Annotated in this window: 15 protein-coding genes; 10 read left to right on the forward strand and 5 right to left on the reverse strand. The window is 66.3% G+C overall.

The features are described 5' to 3' along the window. Window positions 1–4: 4 nt before the first annotated feature. The gene (locus ACAM58_RS18370) at window positions 5–697 is read right to left on the reverse strand and encodes an aspartate/glutamate racemase family protein (protein WP_369663223.1); all 693 of its coding nucleotides are present in this window, start codon (window positions 695–697) and stop codon (window positions 5–7) included. Window positions 698–945: 248 nt separating this feature from the next. On the opposite strand from ACAM58_RS18370, the gene ACAM58_RS18375 reads away from it, so the two are divergent. From ACAM58_RS18375 to ACAM58_RS18405, 7 genes are all read left to right on the forward strand, one after another. Then, window positions 946–3,336 (forward strand): type VI secretion system Vgr family protein, encoded by a 2,391-nt coding sequence (locus ACAM58_RS18375; RefSeq protein ID WP_369663224.1) that lies wholly within the window; start codon window positions 946–948, stop codon window positions 3,334–3,336. 13 nt (window positions 3,337–3,349) lie between these two features. Next, entirely contained in the window at window positions 3,350–3,814 is a 465-nt protein-coding gene (locus ACAM58_RS18380; protein ID WP_369663225.1) for a hypothetical protein, read from the forward strand. Continuing rightward, window positions 3,811–6,411, forward strand: coding sequence for a DUF2169 domain-containing protein (locus ACAM58_RS18385; RefSeq protein WP_369663226.1), 2,601 nt, complete (start codon window positions 3,811–3,813; stop codon window positions 6,409–6,411). The genes ACAM58_RS18380 and ACAM58_RS18385 overlap by 4 nt, the downstream gene beginning before the upstream one ends. Then, entirely contained in the window at window positions 6,408–7,457 is a 1,050-nt protein-coding gene (locus tag ACAM58_RS18390) for a pentapeptide repeat-containing protein (RefSeq protein WP_369663227.1), read from the forward strand. Before ACAM58_RS18385 ends, ACAM58_RS18390 begins: the two co-directional genes overlap by 4 nt. Window positions 7,458–7,518: 61 nt before the next feature. Next, window positions 7,519–8,157 (forward strand): DUF3540 domain-containing protein, encoded by a 639-nt coding sequence (locus tag ACAM58_RS18395; RefSeq protein ID WP_369663228.1) that lies wholly within the window; start codon window positions 7,519–7,521, stop codon window positions 8,155–8,157. Between the two features lie 28 nt (window positions 8,158–8,185). Next, a complete protein-coding gene (locus ACAM58_RS18400; RefSeq protein ID WP_018905449.1) occupies window positions 8,186–8,578 on the forward strand; it encodes a DUF4150 domain-containing protein in 393 nt (130 codons plus the stop codon). A 41-nt stretch (window positions 8,579–8,619) separates the two neighbouring features. Beyond that, on the forward strand, window positions 8,620–9,432 hold the full coding sequence (locus ACAM58_RS18405) for a methyltransferase domain-containing protein (protein WP_369663229.1): 813 nt from the start codon (window positions 8,620–8,622) through the stop codon (window positions 9,430–9,432). Between the two features lie 41 nt (window positions 9,433–9,473). Here the strand turns inward: ACAM58_RS18405 and ACAM58_RS18410 are convergent, their stop codons facing one another. Genes ACAM58_RS18410 through ACAM58_RS18425 form a run of 4 tightly spaced genes read right to left on the reverse strand, consistent with a single transcriptional unit; the run spans window position 9,474 to window position 12,245 of the window. Then, on the reverse strand, window positions 9,474–9,833 hold the full coding sequence (locus ACAM58_RS18410; protein ID WP_018905447.1) for a hypothetical protein: 360 nt from the start codon (window positions 9,831–9,833) through the stop codon (window positions 9,474–9,476). Between the two features lie 26 nt (window positions 9,834–9,859). Then, window positions 9,860–10,681, reverse strand: a complete 822-nt coding sequence (locus ACAM58_RS18415; RefSeq protein ID WP_369663230.1) for a MetQ/NlpA family ABC transporter substrate-binding protein — start codon at window positions 10,679–10,681, stop codon at window positions 9,860–9,862. A 36-nt stretch (window positions 10,682–10,717) separates the two neighbouring features. Continuing rightward, window positions 10,718–11,380, reverse strand: coding sequence for a methionine ABC transporter permease (locus tag ACAM58_RS18420; RefSeq protein WP_015866564.1), 663 nt, complete (start codon window positions 11,378–11,380; stop codon window positions 10,718–10,720). Continuing rightward, window positions 11,373–12,245: a methionine ABC transporter ATP-binding protein gene (locus tag ACAM58_RS18425; protein WP_369663231.1), complete on the reverse strand. Its 873-nt coding sequence runs from the start codon at window positions 12,243–12,245 to the stop codon at window positions 11,373–11,375. The genes ACAM58_RS18420 and ACAM58_RS18425 overlap by 8 nt, the downstream gene beginning before the upstream one ends. Before the next feature lie 241 nt (window positions 12,246–12,486). Between ACAM58_RS18425 and ACAM58_RS18430 the strand changes: the two genes are divergently transcribed. The 3 genes from ACAM58_RS18430 to prfB all read left to right on the forward strand — a co-directional run bounded on the left by ACAM58_RS18430 (window position 12,487) and on the right by prfB (window position 15,962). After that, the gene (locus ACAM58_RS18430) at window positions 12,487–13,308 is read left to right on the forward strand and encodes a MetQ/NlpA family ABC transporter substrate-binding protein (protein ID WP_369663232.1); all 822 of its coding nucleotides are present in this window, start codon (window positions 12,487–12,489) and stop codon (window positions 13,306–13,308) included. Window positions 13,309–13,512: 204 nt separating this feature from the next. After that, window positions 13,513–14,721 (forward strand): Fic family protein, encoded by a 1,209-nt coding sequence (locus tag ACAM58_RS18435; protein WP_015866567.1) that lies wholly within the window; start codon window positions 13,513–13,515, stop codon window positions 14,719–14,721. Window positions 14,722–14,857: 136 nt separating this feature from the next. Then, a protein-coding gene (gene prfB / locus ACAM58_RS18440) for a peptide chain release factor 2 (RefSeq protein ID WP_125964635.1) occupies window positions 14,858–15,962 on the forward strand; the annotation gives its coding sequence in 2 pieces (ribosomal slippage) (window positions 14,858–14,938 and window positions 14,940–15,962; 1,104 coding nt in all). Window position 15,963 lies beyond the last annotated feature (1 nt).

The following is a 15,963-nucleotide window of genomic DNA, read 5'->3' on the forward strand; positions in this document are numbered from 1 at the left end:
CGCTTCAGGCCGCGGCGCGCCGCAGCGCCGCGCGCGCCAAGAGCCGCGTGGAGTCGAGCGTGGGCAGCGGCGAATTCACGTCGTTCATGATGAGCGGAATCTCGGTGCAGCCGAGCACCACCGCATCGCAGCCGTCTTCGTCCTTCATGCGCTGGATCACGCGCCGGAACGCCAGCACCGCGTCGGGCGTGAACACACCGCGCACCAGCTCGTCCATGATGATGCGGTTGATCTCCTCGCGCTCCAGGGCCGTGGGCCGGACGTATTCGAGCCCCCGGGCCGAGAGCTTCTCGGGATAGACCTCGCTGTCGACCAGCCAGCGCGTGCCGGTGATGGCCAGGCGCCGGAAGCCGCGCTGCGCGGCCTCGTCGGCCACGCACTCGGCAATGTGCAGCCACGGCAGCGGCGAACGCGCCTCGATGAAGGGCAGCGCCTGGTGGATCGTGTTGTCGGGGCAGACGAGAAAGTCGGCACCGATCTTCGCGAGCTTGCTCGCCGAGGCCAGCATCACCTCGCCCACGCCATGCCAGTCGCCGCGGTAGATGTGCGCCATGTAGTCCGAAAGCGAGGGCGTGTGCATGGCCACTTCAGGATGCGCATGCGGGCCGAGCAGCTCGGCCCCTTCCACGCAGATGGTCTGGTAGCAGAGCGCCGCGCCTTCGGCGGAGCACCCGACGATTCCGATGTGCTGGGTCATTCGCACATCCTACAGGCGGCGGCGCCGAAGCCGCAACGCGGCATGAGGCCCGGCCCGCGCTGGCCTGCTACTTGCAAAGAAGCGCACATGCCAGACGCAAAAGGCACAACGATGAAGCACCCCTGGCCCCATGCGGGTTCACCGGTGAACGAGCGCTTCAAACATAAGTTCGCAATCACTGCTTCGGCCGCCACGCAGTGGGCGATGCTGGTGCAGGAGGTGCTGTCTTGAGCAAGGGAGTTTTTCGCATGCCCCGAGTCGTACGCGCACACACGCCGCTGGGCGAAGACCAGCTCATGTTCCGTTCGATGCACGGAACCGAGGGGCTGTCGCAGCTGTTCGAGTTCGAGGTCGAACTGCTGAGTCCCAGCATGTCGATCGACATGAAGGCCGTGCTGGGCAAGCCGCTGGCGCTGGAGATACAGACTGCGGGCGCGCCGCGCTTCCTGAACGGGCAGATCGTCCGCTTCACGATGATCGGCAAGGAGGACGGCGCCTCGCGCTACGTGGTCTACCGCGCCACGGTGCGGCCATGGCTCTGGTATCTCACGCGCACCAGCGACTGCAAGATATTCCAGAACAAGTCGGTGGTCGACATCCTCGAAGAGGTGTTTGCGGACTACGGCTTTGCCTTCGAGAAGAAGCTCAGCGCGAGCTACAGGCAGTGGGAGTACTGCGTCCAGTACCAGGAAACGGACTTCGCCTTCGTGAGCCGCCTCATGGAGCACGAAGGCATCTACTACTACTTCACGCACGAGAAGGGCCAGCACACGCTGGTGCTGGCCGACGACATCGGCGCGCACGAGACCCTGCCCGGCTACGCGAAGATCGGCTACCTGGCCGCCGACCGCGGCGCCGACCCGCGGCAGGAAGTGATCGACCAGTGGCAGGTCACCGAGGAGATCCGCCCCGGCAGCTACGTGGTGGACGACTTCGACTTCAAGAAGCCCCGCGCCGACCTGATGAACATGCGCAGCCAGCCGCGCGGCAACGAGCACGGCCAGTACGAGATGTACGAATGGCTCGGCGGCTTCAGCGAGGCCGAACAGGGCGAGCACTACTCGCGCATCCGCCTGGAGGAAGCGCAGGCGCAGGCCGAGCGCGACATCGGCCACACCAACGTGCGCGGCATGGCGCCCGGCTACCGCTTCACCATGCAGAACTGCCCGCGGCAGGAAGACAACCGCGAATACCTTGTGGTGTCGGTGTCGTATGCGCTGCGCGAGGGCGGCTACGCCAGCGGCGGCGCCGAAGGCCACTACAGCTTCGACTTTGCCGTGCAGCCCAGCGCCTATGTCTTTCGCGCGCCGCGCGTCACGCCGCTGCCGCGCACCAACGGGCCGCAGACGGCCACCGTGGTCGGCAAGGCGGGCCAGGAATTCTGGGTCGACCAGTACGGCCGCGTGAAGGTGCAGTTCCGCTGGGACCGCTACGGCAAGAGCGACGAGAACAGCTCCTGCTGGGTGCGTGTCTCCAGCGCATGGGCCGGCTCCAACTACGGCGCCGTCAACCATCCGCGCAAGGGACAGGAGGTGGTGGTCGACTTCATCGGCGGCCATCCCGACCGGCCCATCATCATCGGCCGGGTCTACAACGCCGACCAGATGCCCCCGCTCGAACTGCCGGCGCAGGTGACCGTGAGCGGTTTCGTGAGCCGCAGCCAGGACGGCTCGCCGGCCAACGCGAACGAATTCATCCTGGACGACGCGCCGGGCTGCGAGCTGGTGCGCATCCATGCCGAGAAGGACTTCGAGATCGATGTCGAGAACGACCTGCGGATCCACGTCGAGAACGACGAGACAGAAACCGTCGACGGCCACCGCATCACCCACATCCTGAAGACCGACACGCTCACCGTCGACCAGACCCGCGACACCCTCGTCAAGCAGAAGGACACCGCCGAATACCGCAACGGCTCGAAGCTCACCGTCTCGGGCGCGCTCACCGAGCACTTCTTCGACAACCGCATCGAGACCACCACCAAGCTCGGCTCGAAGGAGACGGTGCTCAGCGGCCTGTCGGAGGTCACGGTCAACGGCGGCCTGCGCCACGAGACCTTCGACAAGGGGCTGCTGGTCGACGTGAAGCTCGGCATGGACGAGGAGATCCACACCGGCAACTCCATACTGAAGACGCTCGACGGCAACCGGCAGGAAAGCTACCAGACCGGTTGGCAGCGAACCATCGTGAGCGGCGGCGGCAAGGACAACATCAAGGACGGCCTCACCGAAACCATCGAGACAGGCGACCACCACTCGACCGTCTCGGCCGGCGACTACAACGGCAAGGCCCGGAAGGTGACCATCGAGGCCACGGCGGGCGACGTCGAGATCAAGGCCAGCGGCGACTTCACCTTCGAGGGCAACCACGTCAAGCGCGTGAACCGCGTGCTGCTGTGGGACTGGTCGCCGACGGCGGTGACGGCCACCGGCCTGTCGAGCGCGACCTACGGCGTGAACAACAGCAACGCCGGCTTCACGTTCACGACCAACATCAAGAAGATGGATGCCACCGCGCAGATCATGAACATGTACGCACACCAGGCCAACTTCGGCGCGGTGAGCTTCTCGAACGTGGTGGCCTCGGAGCACACCGGCGGCTTCTGGGGCGCGCTCAAGGGCTTCGTGCTCTTCGGCTGAACGCCTTGGCCGGATGCCGAATGTCCCCTTCTCGATCTGGTGGGTGCTGGCACCGCTGCTTGCGTGGCTGGGGTTCACTCTTTGCGTCACGCTCCTGCGCGAGCGCCGCAAGCACGCCGAGAGCCTGTCGCGCACGCGAAGGGCCCTCGGCATCCTCGCGCACGGTACGCCTGCCATGGCGCAGGTGATTGCCTTTTCCGACACCGGCCAGCGCCGCTCGGGCGAAGGCACGACCTGGGCGATCGCGCAGCTGCGCCTTCGCATACAGGCCGCCGAGACCGGCGAGACCTTCGAGGTCGACCAGACCACCGCCATTCCCCTCGCCCAACTGCCCGGCCACGCGGCCGGCCGGACCATCGCGGTGCGCTTCGATCCGGCGAGCCGCGAGGTCGCCGTCGAGCGCAGCGGCACCTCGGCCGCCCACTACGGCGCCGACAGCTCCCGGCTTCGTGCACCCTCGGAGGTTTCCGACCGATGAAAACCGTCAAGCCGCTGCGCCTGGGCATCCTCACCCGGCCATACCGCTGGCAGGGCGTCGACCAGCTCGGCGTGGCCGTCACGGCGTTCGCCAGCCTCGAGGCGGAACCGAAGCTCATGGCCGACCAGGAGCTGTGGCAGACCGTCGGCGAAGAGATCGGCGGCCTGGGCGTGTTCGACGCGGGCGTGCCCAAGTGCATGCCGGAGGTGCTCGCGAGCGGCCATGGCTACACCCACCACCAACAAGACAAGACCGCCTGCGCCGTGCGCCTGCGCGTCGCCGATCTCGAGAAGTCCCTGCACGTGTCGGGCGAGCGCTACTGGCTCGACGGCCGCCTGACCGCACCGCAGCCCTTCGAGGCCATGCCGCTGGACTGGGCGCACGCTTACGGCGGGCCGGGCGTGCCGGAGAACCCGGCAGGCATCGGCGCGTTCGACGAGCTCATCAACGGCGTCCGCACGCGCCGCGCACCCAACGTGGAGGCCGTGCATGCCCGCGTGCGCTCGCGCGGGCAGGCGGTGGCGCCCGCGAGCTTCGGCGCCGTGCCCATCGACAGCCCGCAGCGCATGGCCCTGATGGGCAGCAAGTTCGGGCAGCACTGGCTGGAGCACCACTTCCCGGGGTTCGCGCAAGACATGGACTGGCGCTTCTTCAACGCCGCGCCCGAAGACCAGCGCTGGCCCGCGCGCCAGGAGCTCCCGCCCGGCGCGCCCTACGAAATTCTCAACATGCACCCGGAAAAGCCGGTGCTGAGCGGCCGCCTGCCCGACTGGCGCGCGCGCTGCTTCGCAAGCTTCGACAAGGAAGGCCGCGGCCTGCACGAGATCGGCCTGCGCCTGACCACGGCCTGGTTCTTCCCGCACCGCGAGCGCGTGGCGCTGATCTGGCACGGCGTGCTGCCGGTGCGCGAGGACGATGCGGCAGATGTGCGGCACATCATGCCGGCACTCGAGCTGCCGCAGGAGCCGCGCGAGCTCGCGCATTACCAATCCGTGCTGCTGCAGCGCCTGGACACCGCGCGCGGCGGCCTGCTCGCCTTTCGCGACAGCGACCTCGCACCCAAGGCGGTCCTCGGGCGCTGGGGCATCCTCGACGCGCCCGACCCGATGGCGCGGCCGCTGCTGCGCAACCTGCGTGCCGGCCAGCAGCGCGACCACGAAAGCCGCCGCGCCGAACTCATCGCGCTGGGCGTCGATCCCGACAAGTACCTGCCCGCGCCCCAGCCCCCGGCCGCGCCGCTGGAGTTCGACGACGTGCCCGAGTACTTCGAGCGCATGCAAGGGGAAATGATGGAAGCCCGAAAAAACCTGCAAGCCCAGGGCGAACAGATGCGCCGCCGGCAGGAGGAAGAAATCGACCCCGCGCTGCTGCAGAAAAGCCGCGAGCAGCCGCAGCGCTTCGACCCCGACGCGCTGATACGGCAGCTCGAACAGCTTGCCGCCGCGCCACCCGCCGGGACCCCCGCAAGCCCCCCGCCCACGCTCATCTCCCTGGGCACCAAGGATCGGATGACCGCGCAGATCCGGCAGGGCTACCTCCACGGCGCCCACCTGTCCGACGCCGCGCCGCCCATGCCCTCGTTCCGCGCCGCGAAGATCCGGCGGCGGCTGGCCGAGGCCGCGCCCGGGGCGCGCAATTTCTCGGGCATGCGGCTCGTCGGGGCCGATCTCTCGGGCATGGACCTGCGCGGGGCCGACTTCTCCGGCGCCGCGCTCGAAGACGCCAACCTCGACGACGCGCAACTGTCGGACGCCAACTTCAACGGCGCGGTGCTGGCACGGGCCCGGCTCTCGCGCACGTCGCTGGCCAGTGCGACCTTCCGCAACGCCAACCTCGGCGGCGCGCACTGCGAGTTCGCCGATTTCTCCGGCGCCGACCTGAGCAGCGCCAACTGCGAGAAGACGCGCTTCGCGTCCTGCAGCATGGCCAACACCGTGCTCGACCAGACGCGCTTCACCGAAAGCGAGATGAGCCATTGCGACTTTCGCGGCTCCGACTGGCACCAGGTCTTCCTGACCAAGCTGCGCATGAGCGGCATGGCCTTCGGCGGCGCCTCCTTCCAGCAGGTGGTATGGCTCGAATGCGCGCTGGAGGATGTGCGCTTCACCAATGCGTCCCTGGTGCGCTGCAGCTTCGTCACGAGCGACTGCAGCCGGTCGGTCGATTTCTCCGACGCCCGGCTCGATGCCTGCAGCTTCGCGCACGGCAGCACGCTGGCCGGCGCGGTATTGCGCCGCGCCGCGCTCAAGCAATGCGGCCTGCGCACGACGCCGATGCAGCAGGCGGACCTGCGCGAAGCGCGCCTGGACAACTGCGATTTTTCGGAATGCGCGCTGCAGGGCGCCAAGCTCGAGCGGCTCGTCGCGGGCGAGAGCCTCTTCGTGCGTGCCGACCTCACCGGCGCCAGCTTGCGCGGCGCCAACCTCATCGACGCCAACTTCTCGAAGGCCGTCTTCGCGCAGGCCGACCTGAGCGGCGCCAACCTGTTTCGCACCGACGTGTCGCAAAGCCTGATCGACGGCAGCACCCACCTGCTCGGCGCCTACACACGGCACGCCAAGACCTGGCCCGCACGGCGCGCCGCAGCGCCCGAATGACCCGCGATGAACTCGTCGACAGGATCCGCCATGGCACCCAGGTCGGCAACGCCGATTGCAGGGGATGGGACTTGAGCGGCCTCGACCTCTCGGGCGCGATGATGGACGACGTCGATTTCAGCGGCGCGAACCTCGCCCGGGCCAATCTCGAAGGCAGCTCGCTGTCGCACTGCCAGCTCTCGGGATGCGACTTCTCCTTCGCCCAGTTGAAGGAGGCGCAGTTCTTTCGCAGCCGCATGGAGGCGGCACGCTTCGATGCCGCCACGCTGGAGGGCGCCTCCTTCGTCGAGTGCCACGCGGCGCGGGCGAGCTTCGCGCAGGCCAGGCTCGATCTCACCAAGTTCTTTCGCTGCGAGCTCACGCAAAGCCGCCTGCAGTCGCGGCAGTTCGAGCGCGCGAGCTTCATGGAATCGCAGCTCGACCGGGCCGATTTCACCGGCGCGGCGCTGGGCCATGTGACCTTCTACCGCCTCGACCTGAAGACGGCGATTTTCCAGGGTGCATCCGGCCTCAACGCAATGTTCCTGGAGTGCGACCTGAGCGGCCAGCGCTTCGCGGGCCTCTCGCTGTGCATGTGCCAGTTCACGGACAGCCGCCTGGACGATGCCGACTTCAGCGGCGCCACGCTCACCCAAGCCAACTTCAAGGGCACCACGCTGAAGCGCGCGAACTTCTCGAACGCGGACGCATGCCAGGCGCTGTTTCCTGAAGCCGACCTCAGCGATGCGAACTGCAGCGGCGGGCGCTTCGACCAGTCGATCTGGGCCCGGGCTCTGCTGGAACGCGCCGACTTCTCGCAAGCCCGCTTGCCGCTCGGCGTGTTTCACCACGCGCGCTGCGCCGGCGCGAACTTCCGCAACGCCGACATGCAGGACGCCGATCTTTCATATGCCGACCTGACCGGTGCCGACCTGGGCGGTGCGCATTTCCTGCGCACGCGCCTGCACCGCGCCCAGCAGCAGGGCGCGCGGTTTTCCAGCCGCAACGGGATCATCGACAACGAGCCCGAACTCTTCAAGGCACAGGCCTGGTCCGACTCGCACTGAGCCCCGCAACCGCCCGCCCGCTTTCCAGACGTCCACACCCACATCAAGAAGGGAATCCGCCATGAATGTCATTCCACTGCGCCCCGCCCTTGCGGCAGCCACCGCGCCGGTTCATCTCGTGGGCCGGCTGGCGGCCGCACTGCCCGATGCGCACTTCGATGTCGAAGACGAGGGCGGCGGGACCTGGCGCTGCCGCCGAGCCGCCAGTTGCCTGCTGCGGCCCGAGGTGGGCGACACCGTGCTGCTGTCCGGACCGGACGGAGCCCGGGTGTACCTGATCGCCGTGCTCGAACAGGCCGACGATGCGGTCAGCCGCATCGACACATCAGGCGCCCTCTCGATCGAAAGCCCCGGCGACGTGCGGCTGCGCAGCGGCGGCGAGCTTCAGATGCACGCCGCGCAATGGAAGCTCCAGGCCACGAGCGGACAGTGCCGCGTCGACGACCTGCACTTCACCGGCCAGGCCCTCGACGCCACGGTGGGGCGGCTGCGGCTGGTCGGGCTTGTCCTCGAATCGGTGGCCGATCGCATCGTGCAGATGGCGCGCAACGCGCTGCGCGTGGTGGACGAAACCGAGCAGGTCCGCGTGGGCCATCTCGACTGCGAAGCCGGCGGCACGGCGCGCCTGCATGCCCGGCACACGGTGGTCACGGCCAGCGAGCTCGTGAAGGTCGATGCCGCGCAGATCCACATGGGCTGACCCGGCCCGCAGCAAAAGGAGCACCGCAATGTTTGCCAACTGCCAGCTGATGGGAATGGACCTCGCCTTTCCCGATGTCTGCAAGACCCCGCCCGCCGCGATGGCGCCCATTCCCTACCCCAACATGGCGTTCGGCCCCACGGCCGTGCCCAACGCGTGGAACATCCTCTTCATGTGCATGCCCGCGCACAACATGGCAACCACCACGCCGATCACGCTGGGCGACACCACCGGGGCGGGCGGCGGCATCGTCTCGCAGACCTTCATGAGCCAGTCGCGGCACGTGACGGGCGCGTTCACGGTGCTCATCAAGGGCACGCCGGCCACGCGCATGACCAGCCTGAGCACGCAGAACCGCAGCAACATGGTGGGCATGCGCATCGTGCCGAGCCAGTGCAAGGTGATGATTCTTTCGCCCTGAGAGCCATTGCGCTGCGCACGAACTGCGAGACAAAATGAACCATGCATGACACCGCCTACGAACATGGCCGCCGCTTCTTCGCGTTGTACTGGCAGCCGCATTTCAGGGATGTGGTCGAGCTCGGCAGCCAGGACGTCAACGGCTCACTGAGGGACCATGCCCCCGCCACGGCGAGCTATCTCGGTCTCGATGCCGCGCCGGGCCGGGGCGTGGACAAGGTGGTCACGCCGGGCGACCCCCTGCCGCTGCCCGACGCCTGCGCCGACGTGGTCGTCACGAGTTCGGCCCTCGAGCATGACCCCTGCTTCTGGGAAACTTTTCTGGAGCTCGTGCGTCTGCTGCGGCCCGGCGGTCTGCTCTATGTCAATGCGCCAAGCAACCATGCGTTTCACCGGTATCCGGTCGATTGCTGGCGCTTCTATCCCGATGCCGGTGTGGCGCTGGTCGAATGGGGCCGGCGCCGGCGGGTCGAAGTCGAACTGGTCGAGTCCTTCGTCGCCCGCCCCGCGGCGTCCGGCTGGGCCGATTTCGTCGCGGTCTTTCGCAGGCCCGGACCGCCCCTCGTGCGCCTGGGACGGCTGGCGGACTTCGGCGAAACCCAGAACGGATACGACGCCGAGTCCACGGAGCTCCTGCGCCACCACGCGGAAACCTTCGACATGCTCGCGCTGGCGCAGGCACGGCAGCAGCTGCAGAACTGCGAACGGGAGCGCGACGAACTCCGGGCCCAGGCCGCCAGCGCGTCAGGCGAGCTCGGCAAGGCCTACGAGGCCATCCTTGCCCTCAAGCAGGAGTCCGAGGCGCTGCGCCGCGAACTGCACACACTGCGCGGCCATCCGTCTTCCGGCGCGTAGGCACGCGCTCCGGCTCTCCCCCGCTCAGGGGACGCTTTCGTTCACGCTTCGTCGTCGGCGTCGTTGCCCGTGAGGGACAGCACTTGTTCGACGAAAGCCTCGAACAGCGGCAGTGCGGCGGGCAGTCCATCGAAGGAATGCGCCTCGCCGGCGTCGAAGACATGCGGCTTGCCGGCCGGCAGGGCCACCCATTCACCGGCCTCGAACAGCAGGCCCAGGTAGCCGTCCTGCGTGGGCAGGTAGAAAAGCCCCACGCGGTCGAGAACCCGCTGGCCTTCCGGTGCGTCGTCTTCGCGGCCCCAGGCCACACCTTGCCGCGCCAGGTGTTCGGTGATCCAGCCGTCGCACACATGCGTGTCGCGCCAGCTTCCTTCGGCATCGAAAACGGCGAGCACGGGCATGGGCGTCCTTGGCTTGAGAAGAAGAACTACTGCAGGAAGCTGGGCTTGGCGTAGCCCTGGAACTTGCTGTCGACCACGGCCTTGAATTCCTTCGAGCGGTAGGCCTCGGCAATGTCCCTGGCCCAGGGCGCGTTCCTGTCCGCGCTCTTCACGGCCACCACGTTCAGATAGTAGTCGGGCGTCTTCTCGAGCACCACGGCTTCGCTCAGCTTCAGGCCCGACGAGATCGCGAAGTTGCCATTGACGATGGCGTACTCTGTGTCGCCCAGCGAGCGCGGCAGCTGCGCGGCCTCGAGCGGAATGAACTTGAGCTTCTTCGGGTTCTCGGCCACATCCTTCTCGGACGCGCGCAGCGCATCGACGCCGGGCTTGATGGTGATGAGCTTGTTCTGCTCCAGCAGCACCAGCGCGCGGGCCAGGTTGCTCGGGTCGTTGGGCAGCGTGAAGCGGTCGCCCTCCTTCACCTCGGCCAGCGTCTTGCGCTTGGTGGAGTACACGCCCAGCGGTGCAATGGGGCCCTGCACCAGTTCGGCAAGGTCCAGCTTCTGGTCGGCCGAGAACTTCTTCAGGTAGACCTGGTGCTGGAAGAAGTTGGCATCGAGCGAACCTTGCGCGAGCGCGAGGTTGGGCTGCACGTAGTCGTTGAACTCGACCAGCTTCACCTTGTAGCCCTTCTTCTCGAGGATGGGCACGATGCCGGCCTTGAGCTGGTCGATGTTGGAGCCGGCGGTGCCGCCGATCACGAGGTTCTTCTTGGCTTCCTGGGCCTCTGCCAACGAAAGGCCGCCGAACGACAGGGCAACCAGGGACAGGGCAAGGACGGAGCGGCGCAGCAGAGCGGTTTTCATGAAATCAAAAAAAGAAGGAACGAGAGAAAAAGAGATTCAACGCTTGTCCAGCCTGCGCGCCGTGGTGTTGCCCACGAACTGCAGGATCTGCACCAGCACCACGAGCAGCGCCACGGTGAGCACCATCACGTCGGTCTGGAAGCGGTAGTAGCCATAGCGGATGGCCAGGTCGCCAATGCCGCCGCCGCCCACCACGCCGGCAATTGCCGAGTAGGAGAGAAAGCTCACCGCCAGCACCGTGAGCGCCAGCACCAGGCCCGAGCGGGCCTCGACCACCAGCACGCGCCAGACGATCTGCAGCTCCGAGGCGCCCATGGCATGCGCCGCCTCGATCACGCCGCGCGGCACTTCGCGCAGGCACTGGTCGACCAGCCGCGCGAAGTACGGAATGGCCGCGAACGACAGCGGCACCGCGGCCGCCAGCGGGCCGATGGACGTGCCCGCGATCACCCGCGTGAACGGCACCAGCGCCACCAGCAGGATGATGAAAGGAAACGAGCGCACGGTGTTCACGATCCAGTTGAGCACCAGGAACGCCGGCTTGTTCTCGAGCGACTGGCCCGGGCCCAGCAGGAACAGCAGGATGCCCAGCGGGCCGCCGATCAGCACCGCGGCCGAAAGGCCGATGGCCAGCATCATGAAGGTCTGGCCCGTGGCCACCCACAGCTCGGGGAGGATGGGGGCGATGTTCTCAAACATAGGCCACCTCCTGCGGGCTGCGCTGCAATGACGGCGGGCGCGGCGCGATGGGTTCGCGCGCCTCGCGTTCGCGGCGGCGCACCAGCTCGTCGATCTCGCGGCCCAGCGCGGTCTTGCGCTCTTCGCTCGGCGCATCGACCACAGCGAACTGCTCCACCAGCCGGCCCTTCTCCAGGATGGCCACGTTGCGGCACAGCACCTCGACCACCGAGAGCTCGTGCGTGACGATCACGATGGTCACGCCGATCTTCTGGTTGATGTCGCGCAGCGTCTCGAGCAGCGCGCGCGTGGTTTCGGTGTCCAGCGCCGAGGTGGGCTCGTCGCACAGCAGCACCTGCGGCCGCGGCGCCAGCGCGCGCGCAATGGCCACGCGCTGCTTCTGGCCGCCCGAGAGCTGGGCCGGGTAGGTGTCGATCTTCTCGGCCAGGCCCACCAGGGCCAGGCATTCGCGCACGCGGGCGTCGATCTCGGCCCTGGAATGGCGGCCGTGGATCTTCAGCGGGAAGGCCACGTTGTCGAACACCGTGGCGTTCTGCAGCAGGTTGAACTGCTGGAAGATCATGCCGATGTTCTGGCGTGTGCCCCGCAGCTCGCGGCGCGAGAGCGTGGTGAGGTCGCGCCCGCCCACGAAGACCTGGCCCGCATCGGGCCGCTCCAGCAGGTTGATGAGGCGCAGCAGCGTCGACTTGCCCGCGCCGCTCTTGCCGATCAGGCCGAACACGTCGCCCTGGTGGATGTCGAGCGAGAGCGACTGCACGGCGTCGAACACCTCGCCGCTCGGCAGTGCGAATGACTTCTGCACGGATTGAAGACGGATCACGGGCTGCGCGTTGCCGCGGCCCGCATCGGACGAAGGGTTGCTCATAAAAAAGGCAGCGGCGGGCGCGGAGCCGGCCGCAAAGGTTCGCGAAAAGGGGCCGAGTATGAAAACAAAGGCGTCAAAAGGGAACGAACAAATCCGCTCGTGCTTATGCTTGAAAACACATAAGACCTCGGATTGAGGGTTGTGCATTGCCATATCGATATGAAGATTCGTTCGTTCCCAAACGTGCCGGGCAATGCCACATTCGCGCCTTCTTTTTTGTTGTGAAACGCACATCCGATCTATGCAGAACCTCTTTCGCCGCCGCAGCCTCGTCCTTGCCACGCTGGCCGCCTCCCTCTTCTGCGGCAGCGCCGCCTTCGCGCAGGACAACGGCAACAAGAACACCGTCAAGGTTGGCATCTCGGTCGGCAGCGCCGAGCAGGTGTTCGAGGTGGTGAAGAAGGTGGCGGCCAAGAACGGCCTGAACATCCAGCTCGTGGTGTTCAACGACTACCAGCTGCCCAACGCGGCGCTGGCCTCGGGCGACCTGGACGCCAACGCCTTCCAGCACCAGCCCTTCCTGGACAACCAGAACAAGGCGCGCGGCTTCGACATCGTGCCCGTGGGCCTCACCATCACCGCGCCGCTGGGCTTCTACTCGCGCAAGATCAAGTCGATCGACCAGCTGCCCGACGGCGCGGCGGTCGGCATCCAGAACGATCCGTCGAACGGCAACCGCGCGCTGCTGCTGTTGCAGTCGGCCGGCCTCGTCACGCTGAAGCCCGAGGCGGTGAAGAACAACACGGCCACGCCGCTGGACGTGGTGAGCAACCCCAAGAAGCTCAAGCTCGTGCCGCTCGACGCCGCCCAGCTCCCGCGCTCGCTCGACGACCTGGCGATTGCCGCCATCAACAACGACTATGCCGAGAAGGCCGGGCTTTCGCTCAACAAGGATGCCGTGATCAAGGAGGCCGCGAAGAGCCCCTATGCCAACCTGATCGCCGTGCGCCGCGCCGACAAGGACAAGCCCTGGGCCAGGCGGCTGGTGGCGGCCTACCAGTCGCCGGAGGTGAGGAGCTTCATCGAGACGCAGTTCAAGGGCTCGCTCGTCCCCGCGTTCTGATCCAAACGCAGATTCCCCCTTGCCCCCTGTGCGCCCGCGCCGCGCACAGGGGGCTTTTTGCTTCTACGGCGGGTTGCCATCGATGACCTCCTCCGGTATTCCAACCAGAACTACAACCGGAAAATCATCGCGATCAGTTTTTCAGTAACTTATTGAATTTAAAAGGCTTTCATCCTAAACTGACCAGAACTTAAACCGGAATCCATGTCCGTCAATCCCGCACCTTTGCAGGTCTACGACCAACCTCATCAGTTCGAGCCATTGCTGCCAACGCAAAAACTCGGCGAACTGAGCGAAATCACGCGCCGAATATTCGAGAAGTCGTCCGAGATGAAAGGCTCCGCAAGTCCGCAAGCACGGGCTGCGCTGCGCGAGATCGTCCGATCGATGAACTCGTACTACTCGAACCGCATCGAGGGACAAAGCACACATCCCGTGAACATCGAGCGCGCGCTGAGCAAAGACTTTTCCGACACGCCGGACGTCGCCAGACGGCAGCGTGTCGCACTGGCACACATCGACGCCGAACGGGAACTGGAAGAAATCGTCACCACCGAAGCGGGCGCACTGAGCAGCGGCTTCCTGAAACAAGCGCACGAGAACCTGTACCGCCGCCTCCCGGAACCCGATCGCCTCACCGATGACGGTCGGGTCATCATTCCCGGAAGCCTCCGCACGCATGACGTCGCGGTGGGCCGCCACCAGCCGCCAGCGTGGAAATCGATCCCTCGGTTTCTCAAGAGGATGGATGAGGTCTACGGTGGCCTCAAGGGCATCGATGCTGTGATCTACACCATTGCAGCCGCACATCATCGAATGGCCTGGACGCATCCCTTCGAAGACGGAAACGGGCGTGCCATCCGGCTGCAGACCCATTGCGCCCTGCATTTGATGAGCGGCGGCCTCTGGTCTGTCAATCGCGGCCTGGCTCGCCAGCGCGACCGCTACTTCGAGATGCTGGACAACGCGGACAGCGCAAGGCAGGGAGATCTCGACGGGCGGGGGAATCTCAGCGAAAAAATGCTCTGGGAGTGGTGCCGCTACTTCCTCGAACTGTGCGAAGACCAAGTCAGTTTCATGGCTTCGATGCTCGACCTTTCCAAGCTCAAGGACCGCATGCGCGCCTACTTGCTGGTGCGCGGCGCGACGGAGGGCATCACGGAATATCGCGAGGAGGCACTGCTGCCGCTGCATACGATTGCCGTTGGTGGCACGGTGTCGCGCGGAGAGTTCATCCGGATGACCGGACTGGAAGAGCGAACGGCCCGAAAAGTGATTTCTCGATTCATCAAGGACGGACTTCTGAAAAGCGACAGCCATCGTTCGGAGCTGAGCATCGGTTTTCCGCTCGGCTCGCTGAACATCCTGTTTCCGAACCTCTACCCCGAGGCGGCAACGGCGGTGCTGGAATAGGCCGCACCGAATGCGGGAACCGCCCCCATCCCAGCCTTCCCCCGGAAGGGGAAGGAGCAATACAGGGGCTCTGCAGGGCGGGTTACCGGTCCGTGAGAAAATGACGGGTTTCCCCCGAACACAGTCAGGACACCCCATGGACGCAGAACAAATCAACCAGATCGGCGCAACGCTTGCAGACCTGAGCGCCCGGACTGCGGATTTACGGAGGTATCTTTGACTACGATGCCAAAGCCGAACGCCTGAGGACGGTCAACGCGTCGCTCGAAGATCCCAACGTCTGGAACGACCCCAAGAAGGCCCAGGAACTGGGCCGCGAGAAAAAGTCGCTCGACGACGTGGTCGTCACGCTCGACCGCCTCACCAGCGGCCTGTCGGACAACACCGAGCTCTACGAGATGTCGAAGGAAGACGGCGACATGGACGGCTTGCAGTCCATTGCCGATGACGCCGCCGCGCTCGAAGCCGACATCAAGCAGCTCGAATTCCGCCGGATGTTCAACAACCCGGCCGATCCGCTCAACGCCTTCGTCGACATCCAGGCCGGCGCCGGCGGCACTGAGGCCTGCGACTGGGCCAGCATGCTGCTGCGCCAGTACCTGAAGTACGCCGAGCGCAAGGGCTTCAAGACGCAGATCGAGGACGAAACCCCGGGCGACACCGCGGGCATCAAGGGCGCGACCATCAAGGTCGAGGGCGACTACGCCTTTGGCCTCTTGCGCACCGAAACCGGCGTGCACCGCCTCGTGCGCAAGTCGCCGTTCGACTCGTCGGGCGGGCGCCACACCAGCTTTGCCTCGATCTTTGTCTACCCGGAAATCGACGACTCCATCGAGATCGAGATCAACCCGGCCGACGTGCGCACCGACACTTTCCGCGCCAGCGGCGCGGGCGGCCAGCACATCAACAAGACCGACTCGGCCGTGCGCCTCACGCACATCCCCACCGGCATCGTGGTGCAGTGCCAGGACGGCCGCAGCCAGCACAGCAACCGCGACGTGGCGTGGAAGCGCCTGCGCTCGCGCCTGTACGACCACGAGATGCGCAAGCGCCAGGAAGAGCAGCAGAAGCTCGAGGACAGCAAGACCGACGTGGGCTGGGGCCACCAGATCCGCAGCTACGTGCTGGACAACAGCCGCATCAAGGACCTGCGCACCAACGTCGAAGTCTCGGCCACGCAGAAGGTGCTCGACGGCGACCTCGACGTGTTCATCGAAGCCTCGCTCAAGCAGGGCGTGTAAG

The organism is Variovorax sp. V116 (genome assembly GCF_041154435.1).
In the GTDB taxonomy this organism is placed as follows: Bacteria; Pseudomonadota; Gammaproteobacteria; order Burkholderiales; family Burkholderiaceae_C; genus Variovorax; species Variovorax paradoxus.

Bases quoted from the DNA above. Each gene is read 5' to 3' on its own strand.
- ACAM58_RS18370 (WP_369663223.1), bottom strand. From the start codon at position 697: ATGACCCAGCACATCGGAATCGTCGGGTGCTCCGCCGAAGGCGCGGCG.
- ACAM58_RS18375 (WP_369663224.1), top strand. From the start codon at position 946: ATGCCCCGAGTCGTACGCGCACACACGCCGCTGGGCGAAGACCAGCTC.
- ACAM58_RS18380 (WP_369663225.1), top strand. From the start codon at position 3,350: ATGCCGAATGTCCCCTTCTCGATCTGGTGGGTGCTGGCACCGCTGCTT.
- ACAM58_RS18385 (WP_369663226.1), top strand. From the start codon at position 3,811: ATGAAAACCGTCAAGCCGCTGCGCCTGGGCATCCTCACCCGGCCATAC.
- ACAM58_RS18390 (WP_369663227.1), top strand. From the start codon at position 6,408: ATGACCCGCGATGAACTCGTCGACAGGATCCGCCATGGCACCCAGGTC.
- ACAM58_RS18395 (WP_369663228.1), top strand. From the start codon at position 7,519: ATGAATGTCATTCCACTGCGCCCCGCCCTTGCGGCAGCCACCGCGCCG.
- ACAM58_RS18400 (WP_018905449.1), top strand. From the start codon at position 8,186: ATGTTTGCCAACTGCCAGCTGATGGGAATGGACCTCGCCTTTCCCGAT.
- ACAM58_RS18405 (WP_369663229.1), top strand. From the start codon at position 8,620: ATGCATGACACCGCCTACGAACATGGCCGCCGCTTCTTCGCGTTGTAC.
- ACAM58_RS18410 (WP_018905447.1), bottom strand. From the start codon at position 9,833: ATGCCCGTGCTCGCCGTTTTCGATGCCGAAGGAAGCTGGCGCGACACG.
- ACAM58_RS18415 (WP_369663230.1), bottom strand. From the start codon at position 10,681: ATGAAAACCGCTCTGCTGCGCCGCTCCGTCCTTGCCCTGTCCCTGGTT.
- ACAM58_RS18420 (WP_015866564.1), bottom strand. From the start codon at position 11,380: ATGTTTGAGAACATCGCCCCCATCCTCCCCGAGCTGTGGGTGGCCACG.
- ACAM58_RS18425 (WP_369663231.1), bottom strand. From the start codon at position 12,245: ATGAGCAACCCTTCGTCCGATGCGGGCCGCGGCAACGCGCAGCCCGTG.
- ACAM58_RS18430 (WP_369663232.1), top strand. From the start codon at position 12,487: ATGCAGAACCTCTTTCGCCGCCGCAGCCTCGTCCTTGCCACGCTGGCC.
- ACAM58_RS18435 (WP_015866567.1), top strand. From the start codon at position 13,513: ATGTCCGTCAATCCCGCACCTTTGCAGGTCTACGACCAACCTCATCAG.